This is a genomic window from Mucilaginibacter lappiensis (assembly GCF_050433765.1).
GTDB lineage: Bacteria > Bacteroidota > Bacteroidia > Sphingobacteriales > Sphingobacteriaceae > Mucilaginibacter > Mucilaginibacter lappiensis_A.
The window spans coordinates 278,299-297,207 of sequence record NZ_JBNPWP010000005.1; the positions used below are offsets into that span (position 1 = coordinate 278,299).

Consider the following 18,909-nt stretch of genomic DNA (forward strand, 5'->3'; position numbering starts at 1 on the left):
TTTATCTTTATGTTAAGAAAAATGAAACAAATGGCGTAATTATGGGGTATTTTATCCTTAACTTACGCAAATTTAATTTTTACGCCAAAATATGCAATGATCAAGGCCTCTTACGAAGTTCTTCAACCCGCAAATAGTCAATCATTCCTGGTCAGGAAATTTGATAAACTGGCATTTGATGCCCCATATCATTTTCATGAAGAGTATGAACTAACATGCGTTATAAAAGGTAGCGGCAAACGATATGTTGGCAGCCATATGGACGATTTTGTTTCGGGCGATCTGGTGCTACTTGGCCCAAACCTGCCCCACTGCTGGAAACTGGAAGCAGGCGAAATACTCCCCGAAGAAGCCAGCGCTATTGTTATTCAATTTAACGACGCTTTTTTAGGTGATGATTTTTTCAACAAGTTTGAATTACAACACATTAAAAAGCTTTTTCAAAGAAGTGGTTGCGGCATTTTATTCCACTCAGATACCCAGGAAGAGGTAAAAAATCTTTTACTAAACCTGATTGATGAAAAAAGCAATTTCAGGATACTCATCAACCTGTTGGAGGTATTGCAGCGCATGGCCTCATCAGACGAGTATATACTGCTTGATCAGCACCGTGTAATTGCTGAGCGCTCTTTGGCCGAACGCGAACGTATAAATCCGGTACTGGCTTACCTGGTTGAAAATTTCAGAAAACAGGTATCGCTGGATGCGGCTGCAAGTATAGCCAACATGACCACCAATGCGTTTTGTAAATACTTTAAAAAGGTAACCCGCAAAACGTTTATGGAAACCATAATTGAATACCGGTTAAACTATGCCATACAGCAACTGGTACAAACCGATAAACCAATATCAGAAATAGCATTCGAAAGCGGCTTTGGCGATGTATCGCACTTTTATAAAATGTTTAAAACTAAAATGAACCTGAGCCCGCTCAATTACCGTAAAAGATTTATGCGTAACCTGCTATCCGGAGATAAAAAACAATCTGCCTGAGGAATAATAGTGGGGTTCAGGAAACGTTAATGATACCACGCTTTATAGCGTATATAACCAAACCCACCAGGTTTTTTGAACACGTTTTTTCAAACAAACGGGCCCGGTAACCCTCAACGGTACGCACGCTCAGAAAAATCTTATCGGCTATTTCCTGGTTTGAACATTCCTGGCACACCAGCTTCAGTACTTCTATTTCGCGCTCGTTAAGATCGGCTTTGTTGTGGTTTATGCTTTCGGCATGGTCATTAACCACCAATTGTTTAATAAGGGTTATGGACAGGTGTTCATTAAAATAAAACCCTTTATGATAAACGGTTGATATAGCTTCAATGATCTCCTCGGGTTCGGCATTTTTAAGTAAATAGCCAGATGCCCCGGCCTTCATCATGTCAACAATATACTTATCCTCATTAAACATGGATAGCGCCAGTATTTTAATGTCCCTGTAATGCTGGTGCACATAGGTGGCCGTTTGAATGCCGTCCATCTCCGGCATTTTTATATCCATTAATAACACATCAGGAGTTTTGGTGGCCAGCAGCCCCATCAGCTCTTTGCCATTTGATGCTTCAAGTACCAGGTCAAAATCCTCACAATCTTCTAACGTCGCCTTTAACCCGTTCCTGAAAATTTTATGATCGTCTATGATGCCTAATTTAATTGTACCCATTGTATAACAAATAGTTGGCTAAATATAGTTTAAAGATACAAACTATGCTATTTTTAATTTTATGGTTGTTAGCGTGCCGCTCAGGGGCTTGCTGTAAATGTTAATTTCGCCATTTATAAGCTGCACACGGCTCTCCAGATTTTTAATACCAAACCCTTGTTTAACCTCGTCAAGCTTAAAGCCCACACCATTATCCTTAAACTCCATGATCATATAACCAGCTTCCTTGCTTACCGACAGGTGAATAATAGTAGCTTCCGAATGTTTTATGGCGTTACCAAAAAGCTCCTGGGCTATACGGTAAAGTGCAAGCTCAATTTCGGTAGGGAACCGCTGGGCGGTGATATTTTTATCAAATTTTACCGTGATATGCGTGGACTGTTCAACTTTAGTACTCAGGGCTTCAAGCGCCACTAAAAAGCCATAATCGGTAAGTATAGGTGGCAAAACGTTGTGTATAATATTCCGTATTTCTTGTATACACTCATCAGTAAGTTTGCGGGTATCAACAAGCAGGGGCTGGGTAGTTTCGCTCACACAATTTTTATCGAGCCGGTGCAAATTAAGTTTTATGGTCGATAGTACCTGCCCAACACTATCATGCAGATCTTCGGCAAGGCGTTTGCGTTCGCTCTCCTGTGTTTCAAAAACAGCGTTCATCAAATCGCTTTGCCGACGATCATGCATAGCGCGTAATTCTACCTGACTTTTTATCATTTTACGCTGATAAATGATCACGAAGAAAAACAAACAAGTAATTAATACAACAACTACTAATGTTCCAATAATTAATACCGGGATCAGGTTGTTCTCTGTGGTTTGCAAAATAATCCTACTGAAAATAAAACGTTGGCAATAATATTAGTTATACTGTTAATAATGTAATAGTTGTGTCGATCATCAACGGGTATCTGTGTAAATATCATAAAAAGAAAGATATTAACAGAGTAATATATGAGCACTCCTGCATTTATCCAGAAAAGACCTTGTTTTTCAATATCAATAAACTTTTCAGGATTTAGTAATTGATAGAAATAGGTCAGCGATAAAAATATAAGCAGTATACCGCATGCTGTTTTTGATACTGAAGGGTACTCATATAAGTTGAAATTATAATAGAATGTAATAATTAAAGTTATTACCGAAAGGATGATCGTGATCTTTTTTAAGACTGGCTTTATGAATAACTTGTGGTAAATAACTGAAAAAAACAAAACTGTTATTATTATATTAATGTGGATTAACGGCATATTGTTTTTTACTCCCATTTGAATCAAGACCCACATAGCTGGGTCAATAACAGATTCAACGAGAAAAAAAGCAGCAGCTATTTTTAATACATTATCAAGGTATTTATAATTATACATAGCCACGAGAACAGGAAAAAAACCTGATATTGTGGAGATTAAGACTAATGTAACATCAACAGCCATACCTTAATAATATCATTCATTTATTCTTTAATCAAAATCAATGACCTGTTAATTTATTTTTAGGACAACCCGATGAACCCGGACAAGGATATGATTCATCTCCCAATGAATTGTTAGCTGCGGCTGCCGTGAGTTTATATGTTTTCTCGCTTGTTGAAACAGCTGCTTCGCCTTTCATATCCTCGGGTAACATGTCGTCTCCTGTTTCGATAACGCCCGATATTACAAAGCGTTGTTCACCCTCAGCATTGGCCACAACTTTGATAAAGAAATTGCCCACCGCTACAAAAAAGCGCTGCCAGCTGCTTAAGCTTTGGCTATTTGCATAATAAATACGAATACCCAGGCAGCCGTCCTGCTGCAGTATCCTGTTTAGTATTACCTGTCCAAAAAATTGGGAGATGGTAGCATCTTTAGAATGACGGTTACGATGATTTGCTGTCCAGCTGGCCGCTTTTTCAAGTTCAATAGGGCCACCTTCTTCGCCTGTAATTACTCCTCTTTTTTGTTTTGTTTGTTGTTCTGTTTCTTTTGTTTCCATGATTTAATTAATATAGGTTAGGGATTTAGTTCATAAAACTAACACTAATAAGCTATTATTTCAACAAGCCGGCAAGCCAACCCAAACCCTGTTTTTTTAAAATAAACCTCATAACATACTCATAAACAGATAGTAATACACCACCATCAATAACCACCCCTAATCATAATACGTAGTTTTACGTATCAAAAACTGTAGTACTACGCATACTAATATGAGCACTTATTATGCTAATATTACTAAAATACGGCATCCAATACACAATACTTGTTAACAGTTGTAAATAATTACCAATAAACATTTAACATGCCTTGTATTGTTAATATTAAGTTTATTATTTATGTTTATAATAAGTAACCCATTTAACCAAACCTTAAATAAAAACCATGATCACAACTGCATCTATTACCAAAATTGAACCTCAATCTATCGGAGCATTCATTAACCAGGACCGTTATCAGGAACTCGCTCAAAATTTCAGGAACAATTTTCCGGGCGAAGTTAACCAGGTAACACTTTCTAAATCAGCCTTAAAAACTGTACTTCATGATGCTACCGTATCGGGCATCAAGTTCATGAACGGCCTTGAAAACGCCAATGATCCATCATCAAGGATGCTTGTTTTAATTCCGGGTAACTACACCAGCATTGGTAGCCTTCCTAATTCTGTCATTAAAACCGATGGCTTTTTGACCAATGAAGGAAATAATATTTCGTTAGAGAAAACCTGGCAGGTGTTGTTTAACCACGTGCTTAATTTTAAAAGGATAGATGCCGGCGCTAACTATACCAGAATTAACCGCGGCTCGTTCATGGGCCGGGAAATATTAACCGAACTGGCAAATCAAACAGAAGGCGATAACCTGACTTATCACTTTGGTTATGATGTGGAGAATAATTATCCCTACAAGGCGCTTATACAATCGGGCATTAATGGATCTTTAATAGGCGATCAATCAATGCCATGCCCTGGCTCTGTGGGTTGCCCTACCGTAACCACCGAAGAGATGTGTGCCCTTACCCGTATTACTACTAATCTGGCAGGGGGTGAAGCCGAAGGACAATTAAATGTTTTAAGGGCTTTTAGGGATAAACTATTGCAGGAAAAATTTAGCGGTGTGGAGATTGAGAAGTACTATACCATTTCGGCGTCGTTGCTGGAGGCTATTGATAAAGAGCAGAACCAGCAGGTAATTTTTAAAGGTTTGTATGATAAATACATCAAAACCTCGCTTAATTCATTAGCCCACAATGACGAAGAAACAGCTTATACCCTGTTTCAGGAGGCCCTTGAGCATCTTACTAAAACATATTTATACCAATAGCAACTATTAACTGATCATATAAAAACCAAGGGGAGCCGCAGCATTGTGGCCCCCTTTTAAAACAATCGTAATATGTACGAAAACTCGTACACTATAAAAACGATCACCAATATAGCGTGGAATGTCCTGTTGTTTACTTTCATGGCTATCATACACAACAAAAAATGACTGATGTTACGGATGGGGTATTCAATACCGTAATGATGCACATAGGCCTCGCCTTTTATCAGGGTATCTACCAGATCCAACAAATAGCTAAAGCCCAATATACCAAACACCCATTTTCGGCGCGAGTAAAAGTAATCTTCATAATCCTTGTAATCTTTCAGGTCGTCGGGATACAACAGGGCACAAACACTGTAGTATATAACAATGTAAATAATTACAAAAAGGTACTCTGCAAATAGCCAGTGCTTAATATCGTGCAGGTTATACTCCCACCACCAAAAATGAAGCAGTAAAATAAACAGGTAAAATGACCACAGGGAATGTACCCAATAAGGTTTACTGCGCCCGGGATGTTGTATTTGCTTTGCTGCACCCCTTAACAAATGGGTTATGCTAAGGCCCAATATTATACCAATAACAGCTTTAATGTGGCTAAAAGTATCCATAGGTAAATGTTATGGAGGATAATAAAAATTAAAAATATAAATTTTTAATCAGCATTTTACTTCCATAAACCTTTACTATACATATTGCACTAAAATATAGCCTCAGCAATGCGCCGGGTTGGGCCGGCGTTGCTCATGGTATAAAAATGCAATACGGGTACGCCAAACTTTATAAGCTCTTTACATTGGTTTATCATCCACTCCACGCCCATGTCCCTTACATCTTTTTCAGATTTGCAGCCATTTATAGCATCGCACAAGTCTTCGGGCATATCAATATGGAATGTTTTGGAAAGGTTAACCAATTGCTTTGACGAAGTAACAGGCTTTAACCCCGGTATAATAGGTACCGTAATACCATTTGCCCTGCAGCAATTCACAAAGTCAAAGTATTTTTGATTGTCGAAAAACATTTGGGTAACAATAAAATCAGCACCCATGTCAATCTTTTGCTTTAGGTATTTAAAGTCGGTTTTAAGGTTTGGCGCCTCAAAGTGTTTTTCAGGATAACCGGCAATACCAATGCAGAAATCTGTTTTAAGGCTTGAGTCATTATGCTCATGCAGGTATATGCCGTTGTTCATATCCACCACCTGCTGCAGCAGATCAGTAGCGTAATTGTGCCCGTTGGGGGTAGGTACAAATGAGGCATCACCACGCCTTGCATCACCACGCAACACCAACACATTCTCGATGCCCAAAAACTGCAGATCAACCAGTCCATTCTCGGTTTCATCCTTGGTAAAACCGCCGCACAACAAATGCGGAACCGTATCCACTTTATACTTGTTCATGATGGCGGCACAAATAGCAATAGTCCCCGGGCGTTTACGATAGCTCAGTTTCTCCAGCAAACCATTGGAGTGCTCCTTATAAATATAATCCTCACGCAGGGAGGTTACATCAATAAACGGCGGCTTAAACTCCATCAAAGGATCAATAGCATCATAAATACCCTGTATGCTCTGTCCCTTTAATGGCGGTATCAGTTCAAAAGAAAAAAGTGTTTTGCCGTTGGCGTTTTTAATGTGTTCGGTGATCTTCATTTTGGTTCGGGTTGCGTGTTCCGGGTTGCGTTTTTTATACTTCCGTCATTGCGAGGCACGAAGCAATCTCTATGCTATACAGAGCGGCTCTGCTAATCGGGGATTGCTTCGTACCTCGCAATGACGCGTTTATATATATCTTAATAATTTATGTTTGGACCAAGCCAGCGTTCTACATCTTCAAGCGGCATGTTTTTGCGGATGGCATAATCCTCCACCTGATCCTTACTGATCTTACCCAAGCCAAAATATCTTGCTTGAGGGTGTGCGAAATAGAAACCACTTACTGATGCGGCCGGCGTCATGGCCAGGCTTTCGGTCAAATGCATTTGGGCATTGTCTTCGGCCTTTAAAAGCTCAAACAGCGTGGTCTTCTCGGTATGGTCAGGACAAGCAGGATAGCCAGGTGCCGGACGGATACCCTGGTATTCTTCCTTGATCAATTCATCCGTGTTCAGTTGTTCGCCTTTTGAATACCCCCAGTGTTCCTTACGTACCAGTTCGTGCATTTTTTCGGCAAATGCCTCGGCCAGGCGGTCGGCAAGGGCTTTGGCCATAATGCTGTTATAGTCGTCATGGTCGCGCTCAAATTCTGCTACCATCTCGTCGCAACCAATACCCGTGGTTACAGCAAAACCTCCAAAGTAATCAGGCACACCACTTTCTTTTGGCGCGATAAAATCCGACAAGGCATAGTAGGGGTCACCCTTTACCTTTTCGCCTTGCTGGCGCAACGTATGAATGCGGGTTAGCAGCTTCGTACGGGTTTCATCGGTATATAATTCAATATCATCGCCCACACTATTGGCAGGCCAAAAACCGATAACGCCATTTGCCTTTAGCAGCTTTTGATCTACAATTTTCTTTAACAGTTCCTGTGCATCGTCAAATAGCTTTTTGGCTTCGTCGCCTACAAACTTATCGGCAAATATTTTAGGGTAGCTGCCGCGCAGTTCCCAGGTATGAAAGAACGGTGTCCAGTCAATGTAAGGTACCAGTTCTTCCAGCGGGTACGATTCAAATACTTTTGTACCGGTAAAAGCAGGTTTAGGTGCAATATCCCCATCCAAACTGATCTGGAATTTTGCTTTCCTTGCTTCTTCAATGGTCGCAAAACGCTTATCCGATTTTTTATTTAAATGTGCTTCACGGGCTTTTGCATATTCATCTTTTATGCCCTGTATATAACCATCCCGATTGTCGCGGTTCATTAAACTGCTGCAAACCGTAACGCTGCGCGAGGCATCAAGTACGTGGATGGCAGCACCCGAATAATGGGGTGCTACTTTTACCGCGGCATGTATACGTGATGTAGTAGCCCCGCCAATAATAAGCGGAATGGTAAATCCTTCGCGTTCCATTTCTTTGGCAAAATGCACCATCTCATCAAGCGACGGCGTGATCAATCCGCTTAAGCCTATGATATCCACATTTTGTTTTTTGGCTTCTTCAATAATGCGCTGGGCAGGTACCATCACACCCAGATCAATCACCTCAAAATTATTACAGGCCAGTACTACACCTACTATATTTTTACCAATATCATGTACATCTCCTTTAACGGTGGCCATTAATATTTTACCGGCATTAGCTCTGCTTCCGCTGGAGTCTTCGCCGGCATCAATAACCCTTTGTTTTTCCAGCTCAATAAACGGCAACAGATAGGCAACCGCCTTTTTCATTACCCGGGCCGATTTTACCACCTGCGGCAAAAACATTTTACCCGCACCAAACAGATCACCCACGATGTTCATACCATCCATCAGCGGACCTTCTATCACTTCAAGCGGTTTGCTATAGGTTAAACGCGCTTCCTCCACATCATCATCAAGATATTCAATAATACCTTTTACCAGGGCATGTGATAATCTTTCCTGTACCGTTCCTTTGCGCCATTCCTCATCCCGTACTATTTCTTTGCCTTTGCTCTTGATGGTATCGGCATACTCAACCAGGCGTTCGGTAGCGTCATCACGGCGATTAAGCAGTACGTCTTCTACCAGTTCCAGCAAGGTTTTGTCAATCTGCTCGTATACTTCCAGCATACCAGCATTTACAATACCCATATCCATACCCGCCCCAATGGCGTGGTATAAAAAGGCAGAGTGCATGGCTTCGCGTACCACGTTGTTCCCTCTAAAGGAGAACGAAATATTACTTACCCCACCGCTTACTTTGGCATGTGGCAGATTTTGTTTTATCCAGCGGGTTGCTTCAATAAAATCAACCGCGTAGTTGTTATGTTCTTCAAGCCCGGTGGCTACTGTTAAAATATTAGGGTCGAAAATAATATCCTGTGGTGGAAAACCAACCTCATTAACCAGAATATCGTACGAGCGTTGGCAGATCTCCTTACGACGTCCCAATGAGTCGGCCTGTCCGGTTTCGTCAAAGGCCATTACTACGGTGGCAGCACCGTAGCTTAATATTTTACGGGCGTATTCTTTAAATTTATCTTCGCCTTCTTTTAGCGAAATAGAGTTCACAATACCCTTACCCTGTATACACTTTAAACCCGCCTCAATAACTGTCCATTTTGATGAATCGATCATGATGGGCAATTTGGCAATATCAGGTTCAGAAGCTACCAGGTTCAGGAATTTCACCATCACCGCTTCCGAATCAATCATCCCCTCATCCATGTTGATATCAATCACCTGTGCGCCACCTTCTACCTGTTGCAGGGCAACGGCTAATGCAGCTTCGTAATCTTCGGCCAATATCAGTTTGGAGAATTTTGGTGATCCTGTAATGTTAGTACGCTCGCCCACATTCACAAAAATGCTTTCGGGCTTAATGGTAACCGCTTCCAGGCCGCTCAGGCGCAGATCGGGTTCAATTTCGGGCAGTAGTCTTGGGGGATATTTTGCTGCTTTTTCGGCAATACATTTAATATGCTCAGGCGTAGTGCCGCAACAACCACCAACAATGTTAACCAGGCCAGCTTTTATAAAATCATCAACCTGGTGCGCGGTTTCATGCGCGGTTTCGTCATACTGCCCAAACTCATTTGGCAAACCCGCGTTTGGATAGGCCGATATAAATACATTGGCCTTTTCAGAAAGTTCGGCCAGGTGAGGCCGCATTTCCTTAGCTCCTAAAGCACAGTTTAAACCTACCGAAAGCAGATTTGCATGACGGACAGAATTCCAGAAGGCCTCAACAGTTTGCCCGGATAGGGTACGTCCTGAAGCATCAGTAATGGTACCCGATATCATGATAGGCAAATGCTTACCTGTTTCATTTGCATAACGATTGATAGCAAACAAGGCAGCTTTGGCATTCAGGGTATCAAATATGGTTTCAACCAATAACATGTCTGATCCGCCATCAACCAAACCACGAACCTGATCGTAATAAGCTTCGGCCAGGTCATCAAATGTTACAGCACGGTAACCCGGATCATTAACATCGGGCGATAGAGATGCTGTACGATTTGTTGGACCAACCGCGCCGGCCACAAAGCGTGGCTTGTTGGGTGTTTTTTTATTGTATTCGTCGGCCACTTCGCGGGCCAGGCGCGCGCCCTCAAAGCTCAGTTCGTAGGCTAATTCCTCCAGCTTATAATCGGCAAGGGAAATTACCTGGGTGCTAAAAGTATTGGTTTCAATAATATCAGCACCGGCATCCAAATATTCCGCATGTATGGCCTTAATAATATCAGGGCGTGTGATGTTCAGCAGGTCGTTATTTCCCTGCAGATCGGAGTGGTGATCTTTAAAACGCTCCCCACGAAAATCCCGTTCGGTTAATTGGTACCGTTGTATCATGGTACCCATTGCCCCGTCAATTACCAGTATGCGTTTCTCTAATTCTTTTCTAATATCCATGTTGGTATCAAGTAATTAGTATCAGATAGCGGTATCAGGTAGCGAGTATCAAGTATCAAGTAAATCAAATTTACTATCCACTTACAGATACAGTCGTGATACTTGATACTAAATACGTGATACTAAAAATACAGCTTACATCGAAAAGTCGGGTGTTATATTGACTTTCGCTTATCTTTCCCAACACTTTGTAGTGATTGAGTAGAATGTAGCACCTTGTGAAGCACAGGTTGCTAAGACATCGCAGGGTCTAATCCCTCCGTCTTTCTCCATAAGCAATGCAAAGGTGCATAATAAAGCTTTAATATGCAATAGTTACACCCTTTACAATATGTGTACATTAAGTAAAATTATGCAAACAAAAAAAGCTGCCTTTGCGTGGCAGCTTTTAATAATAGTTTTTATTCGTATTATCTTCTTCTGCCAAATAAACGCAGTATCATCAGGAAAAGGTTGATAAAATCAAGGTAAAGCGTTAAGCCCCCCATAAGCGCCATTTTTTTAGCTGTGGCATCACCATACTCTAAACCGGCACCAATGCGTTTAAGTTTTTGTACGTCATACGCGGTTAAACCCACAAATACAGCAATACCAATATAGCTGATGATATAATCTAACTGGCTGCTGCGCATAAACATATTAACAACCGATGCTATGATAATGCCGAACAGGCCCATCATCATGATAGAACCAAATTTGGTAAGATCAGTTTTTGTAGTATAACCTGCAACGGCCATGATACCAAAAACGGCTGAGGTAGTTATAAACACGCCTAAAACCGAGCCTGCAGTAAAAACCAAAAGTATGTAGCTTAAACTCACACCCATTATTGCCGAAAACGCAACAAAGAGAAATGCTAATACACCGTACGATAGGCGATTAAAACCAAACGATATTATTAATACAAATGCAAGTGGGGCAAACATGGTTATAGTACCCAAGCCAGTATTACGACCTGTTTCCGGGTCTCTAAGCATATTAATTAATGTCTGGTCCTGCGAGAAGGCAAACGCGCAAAATGCAGAAAGACCAAGGGCAACAAACATCCACACAAACACATTAGCTATAAATCTGCGGGATGCATCAACCTCATTTAATTGTATAACGTTTTTATAAACGTATTCAGAATCTTTAATTTCCATTTTATTAAAATAAATTAATATACGAATTTACGAATAAAATGTGAATATAGTGTGAAGAGAACAAGAGGGTAGCATCAAAAAACAGGGCATGGGTAAACACGTACCGAACTAATTATTTATCAACGCGTTTAAGGTTGCTTTTAACTTCCGGGTGTTGTAGCGGCAGGTCTTTTACAGATTGTTCAACTTCGGTATGCCGCACATATACGGCATACTCTGCCGGCTCAATGTGGCTCCCTATAGCCTCGGCATAAACCTGCGTAAACTCCGCGCCTATGTACAGTATAGCCGCGGTATAATATATCCAAACTAAAATAACAATGATAGATCCTGCAGCTCCATATACTGATCCCTGAGCCGTATAATGGATGTATTGGCCTATGAGGTACTGGCCAAGCATAAACAACAAGGCGGTAAAAAACGCGCCGGTACGTACATCTTTCCATTTGATCTTCACATCGGGCAAAAATTTAAATATAATGCCGAATAAAGTTGTGATTACTACCAGGGTAATACCCAGGTTAACCGCTTGTAAAAGCAGGCCTGTTACCGCGGGCAAAAAGTGTTCTATTTTTTTACCTAATGCTTCAATAATAAGATTTACCAATAGGGATGCTAAAAGCAAAAACCCTAAACTAACGATCAGTGAAAATGACAGGAAACGGTTTTGGAGCAATTTTATCCAGCCACTTCTGGGTTTAGCTTTAACCCGCCAAATGATGTTTAATGAATCCTGTATCTCAATAAATATACTGCTTGCCCCTACTAATAAAGTTACAACGCCTATGGCAAAACCAAATCCACTTTTACCACTAAGTTTAAGGCTTGCAACTGTGCTGTGTATTTGATTGGCGCCATCGGCACCTACGTACACCGCTAATTGCTGGTACAATGCGTCGGTTTTAGCCAAAGGAATTAAACCTACTACGGCAATTAGCAAGAATAGCAGCGGAGCTATAGAAAAAATGGTGTAATAAGCCAATGACGCGCTTAGCTTTAACCCGTTATCGTTTGAAAATCCGCTAAACGTGGCTACCAGTATTTTCCATAAATGTTTAAGATACTCTTTACTAAAAAATTTCATCCCGGTTATTTATCAAAACAATGCTTAGCAATTTTAGTGCCTTTATACCTCGAACATGTTAATTAAAGTGCCGAAAACGGAATATCAAGCAGTTCGTAATTAGCCCATCCATTAAAATCATAATGCCACCACTCGGTGGTTAGTACGGTAAACCCGTGGGCCTGCATGATTGTTTTAAGCAGTTCGCGGTTATCCAGTTGTGGTTTTGTAATAGCCTGATAATTTGCTGCTGCCTTTTTGCTAAAGCTATCAAACCCGGTGGGCATATCCAGTTCTTTACCGGTTTTGAGATTGATAAGACTAAGGTCGATAGCGCAACCACGGTTATGTTTAGAGCCTTTTCTGGGATCGGCAACAAAGTTGGTATCGCTCGCCATTTCGTAAAACTTAACAGTAACCGAGTAGGGACGATAGGCATCATAAATTTTAAGGCCAAGGCCACGGGTTTTCAGATCGGCCTCTACCTGTTGTAAAGCTTTTACCACGGGTAAACGCGCATATGCTTTAGGCTGCTGGTACATGCGCCGGTGCATAAAATTATTGATGGTGGCATACCTGATATCCAAAACTATGGCTGGAATGTATTGCTTAATTTCAACCAGTTGCTTATCCGGATTAGCTTTTACCTGTCTTTTATAACGGGCAGTTCCACTTATTTTTGTACTGTCGATATATTTATAATGCTGCGCCTGGGCGCCGATCCATGCAATAATAAAAACCAATGCAATGAGGTAACAGCGCATATTAATAATTTTTAGCGGTGCGATACAATAAGCAGATCAAGATCTTTACAGGGGATATAAAAACGCTCGCCAATATGTTTATTGGTCAAATGTCCGTGGTAAATATACACCGCATTACGCACACCCGACTTTTGCCAGATCACATTCTTTATACCGCCCTGCTCGCCAATATCTAATAATATAGGAGTAAATATATTGGTGAGCGCATAAGTAGCGGTACGGGCCACGCGCGAGGCTATATTGGGCACACAATAATGAATTACATCATACTTGCGAAAAACCGGGTGCGTATGATTGGTAACTTCTGATGTTTCAAAACAACCACCCTGGTCAATGCTTACATCTATAATTACCGAATCGCGTTTCATGCGGCTTACGGTGGCTTCTGAAATAATGCAGGAACTGCGACCATCTTCGGCACGTATGGCACCTATGGCTACATCGCAGGTGGTTATTGCTTTTTCAAGCACAATGGGCTGTACTACCGAAGTAAATACCCGGCTGCCAATGTTATTTTGCAAACGGCGAAGTTTATATATCGATGGGTCAAAAACCTTTACTTCGGCACCTAATGATATGGCTGTGCGGGCGGCATATTCGCCAACTGTACCGGCGCCTAATATCACAATTTCTGTAGGGGGCACACCGGTAATACCACCCAGCATTAAACCCTTGCCTTCAAATACATTGCTTAAATACTCGGCCGCTATGAGTATAGATGTGGCACCCACTATTTCGCTCATGGCCCTTACTACGCTGAGCGAATTACCCTCATCCCGTAAATGCTCAAAGCATAGCGCTGTAATTTTTTTATTCATCAGGGCATGAAGACATTCGGCTTTCAGGGTTGATAGCTGCAGGGCCGATATCAATATCTGTCCGGGTTTCATCAGCTCAATTTCCTGCAGCATAGGGGGCGCTATTTTTATAATGATATCAGCTTCGTAAACCGATTTTGTATCATAAACAACGCGGGCGCCCTGATCGCTGTAATCCTTGTCTGAAAAATTGGCGGCCTGCCCGGCATTGCTTTCTAAAATAACCTCGTGCCCGTTATTAACCAATAACGCTACTGATAACGGGGTTAACGGGATCCTGTTCTCCTGGAAGGATATCTCTTTAGGAATGCCGATGTATAGCTTATCTTTTTTGTTTTTAACCTCCAGCATTGACTCCTGAGGCTGCATCATTGCCTGCTTGGCAACGTCCGAAAACCCACTGTATATCCCTGAACTCATGATGTATTATTTTGTGGCTGATGAAGATAAGAAAAAAGGGCTTATCATTAAACTAAAAAATTTTCAATATTGATCTGTCGTGAACCATCACTCAAAGCCTTTATGCTGATGCTGGTATAATGCGGCGGCAGCAGGTCTGGTATCTTTTCGGGCCATTCAACAAAGCAATAAGCGCCCCCGTGAAAATATTCTTCATAACCCATGTCCAGGGCTTCTGTTTGGTCTTTAAGCCGATAAAAATCAAAGTGATAGATCTTATCTTTTGCAGCCTGATATTCATTCACAATGGCAAAGGTGGGGCTTGTAACAGCATCAGTTGTGCCCAAAAGCCTGCAGAGGGTTTTAATGAGTGTAGTTTTACCGGCCCCCATATCGCCGTAAAAAAGAAATATCCTGTTATTGGCCGCATGCTCAATGATGGCTTCAGCAGCGGCTGGTAATTCTGATATGGTTTGAACAGTTAGTAACACTTTTGTAATTAATTATTTTTTGTTTTGTCATCCTGAGGAACGAAGGATCTATTCGTGAGTTTTCCTGCACAGAATAGATGCTTCACTACGTTCAGCATGACAAAAATATTCTCCCTTCAAAAATAATCAAATACTTAACGGGATAAATCATCGGATCATCAAATATTATTGATAAGTGCCTTTAAAAACTTTTCGGGTACTTCAATGTGTGGTATGTGGCCGCAGTTATCAAACTCTATGAGCTTGCAGCCGGGATTTTTTTTAGCTGTTTCGGGGCCCAATATTTTATATTGTCCGTGTTTGGCCTTTTCCTCGTCGCTTAACAACGCCTTGCCCACAATGGTTTTATCTTCCTTGCCAATAAATAATACGGTTGGCACTTTGATCAAGCTAAATTCATAACATACCGGTTGCTCATATATCATTTCGAAAGTAAGCGCGGCAACCTTGGCGTATCGTGGAAAATCAGCACTTTTATTTACTCCGGCACCTATCTTAACCAGGTAGTCATATTCGGGTTTCCAGGAAGTAAAGTAGGAGGTTTGATAATATTTTTTTACGCTTTCATAGCTTGTTTTCAGTTCGGCTTTATAATCGTCTTCGGCGCTCTGATAGGGGACAAAGGTTCGGTAATCTTCCAAACCTATGGGGTCTTCCAGCAGCAGTTTTTCAACCCGTTCAGGATACATCAGTGTAAAGCGTGTAGCCAGCATACCGCCCATGGAGTGGCCTAATATGGTTACTTTTTTAATGCCCAAAGTGTCGAGCAGGTTTTTGTTAAAGCGAGCCAACAGGTGAAAGCTGTAATGTATAAACGCTTTTGATGATTTGCCGAAACCAATCTGATCGGGTACAATCACACGGTAACCTTTTTCACTTAGGGCCCGGATAACGTTTGTCCAGTAATAACCACCAAAGTTTTTGCCATGAAACAATATTACGGCTTTGCCATTGGCATTGGCGGGTTTAATATCCATATAGGCCATGCGCACATCCTGTCCCTCAACCTTGATGGGTAAAAAGCTTACCGGATAAGGGTATTTAACATTTTCGAGGGTGACAGATAGCGTATCTGATTGAGCATTGGCAGCAATTGATATGATCAGTATGGTAAATAGTAATATTATTTTTCGGCACATAAGTATTAATACAGGAATGAAGTATAAATGTTTATGCGGAATAAAAAATGACCTGCAAATGGATTGACAAACAAAAAAGCCCCGCTTTTTAAGGCGGGACTTTTACATTAGCATAGGTATATTAAGATTTCTTTCCGCTGTTGAAACCAAACGGCACAACCACTTTAAAGCTAATATTGCGGCCCATATTAAAAATACCCGGACGAACGCCATCAGGCACCGTTGGATTATCAAAATACTTAAGCCGGCTCATGTTTGATTGATAGTTTACATTAGCAAGGTTGGTACCCTCAATAAACAGTTTTAAAACCGGTTGACCGGCCTTGTTTACAATGTTGCCACCAAAACCTGCGCTTAACAGGTTATAGCCTGGCGTTGCTGTTTCTGTGCCATAAGCCGCAAAAAAGCGATCTTGCGCACTGTAATGATCAAAGCCTACAAAAGCATACACGCTTTTAAAGCTGCCAAACCCTTTATTAAAGGTTCCGCGAAGTTCGGAGTGGGTATGCAACGGAGGTATAAAGGGCAGGTATTTCAAGCTATCTGCCACCGGGCCGCCATTACCTTTATTTTCGCCATAAGTGAGGCTAAGCGCGTTTTCAAAATGCAGCCATGGTATTGGATGAAGATCAACATTAACCTCGCCACCGTAGATCCTGGCCTTACTTTGTACATACGTAAATGTGGTATATCCCTGCGTGAAAACCGGGCTGCCATCTGCCGCCAAAACCTGTTGCTGGTAAATATAATTGGAGATATCATTATTAAACAGCTCCACACTTGCCGAAATATTGGGCAGGGTTAAAAAAGTACCGATGTCTTCCTGCAAGCTAAACTCAGGCTTAAAGTTTTTGTCGCCTATGTGGTAGATCTGCGAACCTGGATCAGGCCCGTTTGCCGATATTTCTGCAATACTTGGCGCCCTGAAACCACGTGCAATATTGCCCTTGATCAGGAAAGCGTCTGACACGTTGTAAGTAGCACCAAAGCTGCCCGAAAAGCCCGAGAATGTTTTGCTGAATGCCTCAAACTGCGGGACAACATTTGGGGCAGTAGCTGGGTTGCTGCCGGTATATAACTGCGGGAAACCATTAGATCCCAGGGTATCAACATAGGCGGCGTTGTTTTTAAACGACCGGGTATCAAAACGCGCACCTGCAGAAAGATCTAATTTGCCATAGCTTTTCTTTATCACAAAAAACGGCCCTATATCAAACTGGTGGTAAGCCGGTATTGGAAAATCGGTAGCATCACCAATGGTATTGTTCTGGTACTGGCCATTAACACCAAAGGTAGTTTCGTAACCATTACCCATGTTAAAGTCATATTTAACGTCATAGGTGTAAGTACTCAGGTGTAGATTTAAGCCTGCAATATCACCCGCTTCCGGGTGTGTATACTCGCGCCTGTGGCTAAATTGGTAACCCAGGTTCACAATCAGGTTTCCGTTGCCTAAAACAAAGTTACTGTTATTATAGATACGGTAAAGTTGCACATGCTGATGCAATGTTGGAATGCGGTATGAATTTAATTCAGATTCGGGAACAATAGGGCGAAAGGCATCATCCTCGGTTATTTGCTTGGTAAATTTACGGGTTAGCGAATCGCGGCTGCCGTCAGGAATATCCTGCTCATCATCAAAAATTGAAGCATGTAAATAGGAATAACCCCACGATTTGTTTAAACCAACCATTACCCGTGCATCTTTTTCTTTATATCCGGTAGCATACACCCGGCCGTCATGCTGGTTCTGATAGTTTTTGGCCTCCTTGGCAGATACTACTGTTCCCCAAACAAAACCATTTTGATTACCCTGCAACCTGAACGAGCCATTAAGTAATCCCTGGTTGGTACCATAAATGCCCTGTACCGACCCTAAAATTTTACCCTCAGGTACCGGGGCAGGCGTAATCAGGTTAACCACACCGCCAATGGCATCAGAGCCATAAGTTAAACTGGCTGGCCCTTTTATCACCTCAACGCGGTCAATAGAATTTTGATCTACCTCAATTCCGTGCTCATCGCCCCATTGCTGACCTTCCTGGCGTATACCATCCTGTAAGGTGATCACCCGGTTATACCCTAAACCGTGTATAAATGGTTTTGATACGTTTGGCCCGGTTGTAACCGCGCTTACACCCGGCAAGTTGGCTATCTGATCAATAATGTTACCAGAGGCTGCACGCTGATCTAAATAGGTTTTACCCACGGCCACCATTGGAACGGGGCTTCGTTTTATTTCAGTGGCCTTACTTACACCGGTTATAACTACCTCGCCAGCTTCCAGCGATGAGGTTTGCATCTGTACATTAAATGTGGCAGTTTTTGAAAAGTCAACTCTTTGATTGAAGGTAGAATAACCTATATAAGTTACCTGTACCAGGTAAATCCCTTTAGGCACTTTGTTGAAAGCATATTTCCCATTTACATCGGTAATAGCGCCCATTCTTAAATCAGGAATACTCACAGTGGCCCCAATAATGGGTTTGCCATCTGCTTTATCAGTAACAATACCTGATAAACTACCGATTGCATCTTCAACAGCAGTGTTTTTAACAGTAATAAAGTGGGTATCGGCAAATGCGGAAAAACCTATAAACAGCATTAATAAGCTACTAATTAGCTTTAATTTCATAAT

The 18,909-nt window shown here is 41.6% G+C and carries 15 protein-coding genes and 1 riboswitch; of the genes, 2 read left to right on the plus strand and 13 right to left on the minus strand.

All coding sequences use genetic code 11. The features are described 5' to 3' along the window. Positions 1-96: 96 nt before the first annotated feature. Positions 97-993 carry an AraC family transcriptional regulator gene (locus tag M2273_RS17520; RefSeq protein WP_429399048.1) on the plus strand — a complete coding sequence of 299 codons (897 nt, stop codon included), beginning with the start codon at positions 97-99 and terminating at the stop codon, positions 991-993. A gap of 16 nt (positions 994-1,009) precedes the next feature. Here M2273_RS17520 and M2273_RS17525 read toward each other — a convergent pair whose 3' ends face one another. The 3 genes from M2273_RS17525 to M2273_RS17535 form a co-directional block, all read right to left on the minus strand. Next, positions 1,010-1,666, minus strand: coding sequence for a response regulator (locus M2273_RS17525; protein WP_429399049.1), 657 nt, complete (start codon positions 1,664-1,666; stop codon positions 1,010-1,012). Positions 1,667-1,708: 42 nt separating this feature from the next. Continuing rightward, entirely contained in the window at positions 1,709-2,491 is a 783-nt protein-coding gene (locus tag M2273_RS17530; RefSeq protein WP_429399050.1) for a sensor histidine kinase, read from the minus strand. Between the two features lie 645 nt (positions 2,492-3,136). Next, on the minus strand, positions 3,137-3,640 hold the full coding sequence (locus M2273_RS17535) for a hypothetical protein (RefSeq protein WP_429399051.1): 504 nt from the start codon (positions 3,638-3,640) through the stop codon (positions 3,137-3,139). Between the two features lie 386 nt (positions 3,641-4,026). Here M2273_RS17535 and M2273_RS17540 point away from each other — a divergent pair, with 386 nt between their 5' ends. Continuing rightward, positions 4,027-4,965: a hypothetical protein gene (locus M2273_RS17540; RefSeq protein ID WP_429399052.1), complete on the plus strand. Its 939-nt coding sequence runs from the start codon at positions 4,027-4,029 to the stop codon at positions 4,963-4,965. Between the two features lie 56 nt (positions 4,966-5,021). Here M2273_RS17540 and M2273_RS17545 read toward each other — a convergent pair whose 3' ends face one another. The 10 genes from M2273_RS17545 to M2273_RS17590 form a co-directional block, all read right to left on the minus strand. Further along, the gene (locus M2273_RS17545) at positions 5,022-5,579 is read right to left on the minus strand and encodes a hypothetical protein (RefSeq protein ID WP_429399053.1); all 558 of its coding nucleotides are present in this window, start codon (positions 5,577-5,579) and stop codon (positions 5,022-5,024) included. Between the two features lie 89 nt (positions 5,580-5,668). Further along, positions 5,669-6,625, minus strand: a complete 957-nt coding sequence (metF, locus tag M2273_RS17550) for a methylenetetrahydrofolate reductase [NAD(P)H] (protein WP_429399054.1) — start codon at positions 6,623-6,625, stop codon at positions 5,669-5,671. Between the two features lie 140 nt (positions 6,626-6,765). Next, positions 6,766-10,455 (minus strand): methionine synthase, encoded by a 3,690-nt coding sequence (gene metH, locus M2273_RS17555; protein ID WP_429399055.1) that lies wholly within the window; start codon positions 10,453-10,455, stop codon positions 6,766-6,768. Between the two features lie 168 nt (positions 10,456-10,623). Continuing rightward, positions 10,624-10,733: riboswitch (SAM riboswitch) on the minus strand. 132 nt (positions 10,734-10,865) lie between these two features. Further along, on the minus strand, positions 10,866-11,597 hold the full coding sequence (locus tag M2273_RS17560; RefSeq protein ID WP_429399056.1) for a Bax inhibitor-1/YccA family protein: 732 nt from the start codon (positions 11,595-11,597) through the stop codon (positions 10,866-10,868). Positions 11,598-11,709: 112 nt separating this feature from the next. After that, positions 11,710-12,681, minus strand: a complete 972-nt coding sequence (locus M2273_RS17565) for a YihY/virulence factor BrkB family protein (protein ID WP_429399057.1) — start codon at positions 12,679-12,681, stop codon at positions 11,710-11,712. 62 nt (positions 12,682-12,743) lie between these two features. Further along, positions 12,744-13,424: a M15 family metallopeptidase gene (locus tag M2273_RS17570; protein WP_429399058.1), complete on the minus strand. Its 681-nt coding sequence runs from the start codon at positions 13,422-13,424 to the stop codon at positions 12,744-12,746. 11 nt (positions 13,425-13,435) lie between these two features. Continuing rightward, complete coding sequence (locus tag M2273_RS17575) at positions 13,436-14,662, minus strand: alanine dehydrogenase (protein ID WP_429399059.1); 1,227 nt, start codon at positions 14,660-14,662, stop codon at positions 13,436-13,438. A gap of 47 nt (positions 14,663-14,709) precedes the next feature. Further along, positions 14,710-15,132, minus strand: a complete 423-nt coding sequence (gene tsaE / locus M2273_RS17580) for a tRNA (adenosine(37)-N6)-threonylcarbamoyltransferase complex ATPase subunit type 1 TsaE (protein ID WP_429399060.1) — start codon at positions 15,130-15,132, stop codon at positions 14,710-14,712. A gap of 158 nt (positions 15,133-15,290) precedes the next feature. Continuing rightward, the gene (locus M2273_RS17585) at positions 15,291-16,271 is read right to left on the minus strand and encodes an alpha/beta fold hydrolase (RefSeq protein WP_429399061.1); all 981 of its coding nucleotides are present in this window, start codon (positions 16,269-16,271) and stop codon (positions 15,291-15,293) included. 121 nt (positions 16,272-16,392) lie between these two features. Beyond that, positions 16,393-18,906, minus strand: coding sequence for a TonB-dependent receptor (locus M2273_RS17590; protein ID WP_429399062.1), 2,514 nt, complete (start codon positions 18,904-18,906; stop codon positions 16,393-16,395). Positions 18,907-18,909 lie beyond the last annotated feature (3 nt).

Coding starts and splice junctions, on each gene's coding strand:
- M2273_RS17565 (WP_429399057.1), bottom strand. CDS start 12,681: ATGAAATTTTTTAGTAAAGAGTATCTTAAACATTTATGGAAAATACTG.
- metH (WP_429399055.1), bottom strand. CDS start 10,455: ATGGATATTAGAAAAGAATTAGAGAAACGCATACTGGTAATTGACGGG.
- M2273_RS17535 (WP_429399051.1), bottom strand. CDS start 3,640: ATGGAAACAAAAGAAACAGAACAACAAACAAAACAAAAAAGAGGAGTA.
- M2273_RS17590 (WP_429399062.1), bottom strand. CDS start 18,906: ATGAAATTAAAGCTAATTAGTAGCTTATTAATGCTGTTTATAGGTTTT.
- M2273_RS17570 (WP_429399058.1), bottom strand. CDS start 13,424: ATGCGCTGTTACCTCATTGCATTGGTTTTTATTATTGCATGGATCGGC.
- M2273_RS17545 (WP_429399053.1), bottom strand. CDS start 5,579: ATGGATACTTTTAGCCACATTAAAGCTGTTATTGGTATAATATTGGGC.
- M2273_RS17575 (WP_429399059.1), bottom strand. CDS start 14,662: ATGAGTTCAGGGATATACAGTGGGTTTTCGGACGTTGCCAAGCAGGCA.
- M2273_RS17520 (WP_429399048.1), top strand. CDS start 97: ATGATCAAGGCCTCTTACGAAGTTCTTCAACCCGCAAATAGTCAATCA.
- M2273_RS17560 (WP_429399056.1), bottom strand. CDS start 11,597: ATGGAAATTAAAGATTCTGAATACGTTTATAAAAACGTTATACAATTA.
- M2273_RS17540 (WP_429399052.1), top strand. CDS start 4,027: ATGATCACAACTGCATCTATTACCAAAATTGAACCTCAATCTATCGGA.
- M2273_RS17585 (WP_429399061.1), bottom strand. CDS start 16,271: ATGTGCCGAAAAATAATATTACTATTTACCATACTGATCATATCAATT.
- metF (WP_429399054.1), bottom strand. CDS start 6,625: ATGAAGATCACCGAACACATTAAAAACGCCAACGGCAAAACACTTTTT.
- M2273_RS17525 (WP_429399049.1), bottom strand. CDS start 1,666: ATGGGTACAATTAAATTAGGCATCATAGACGATCATAAAATTTTCAGG.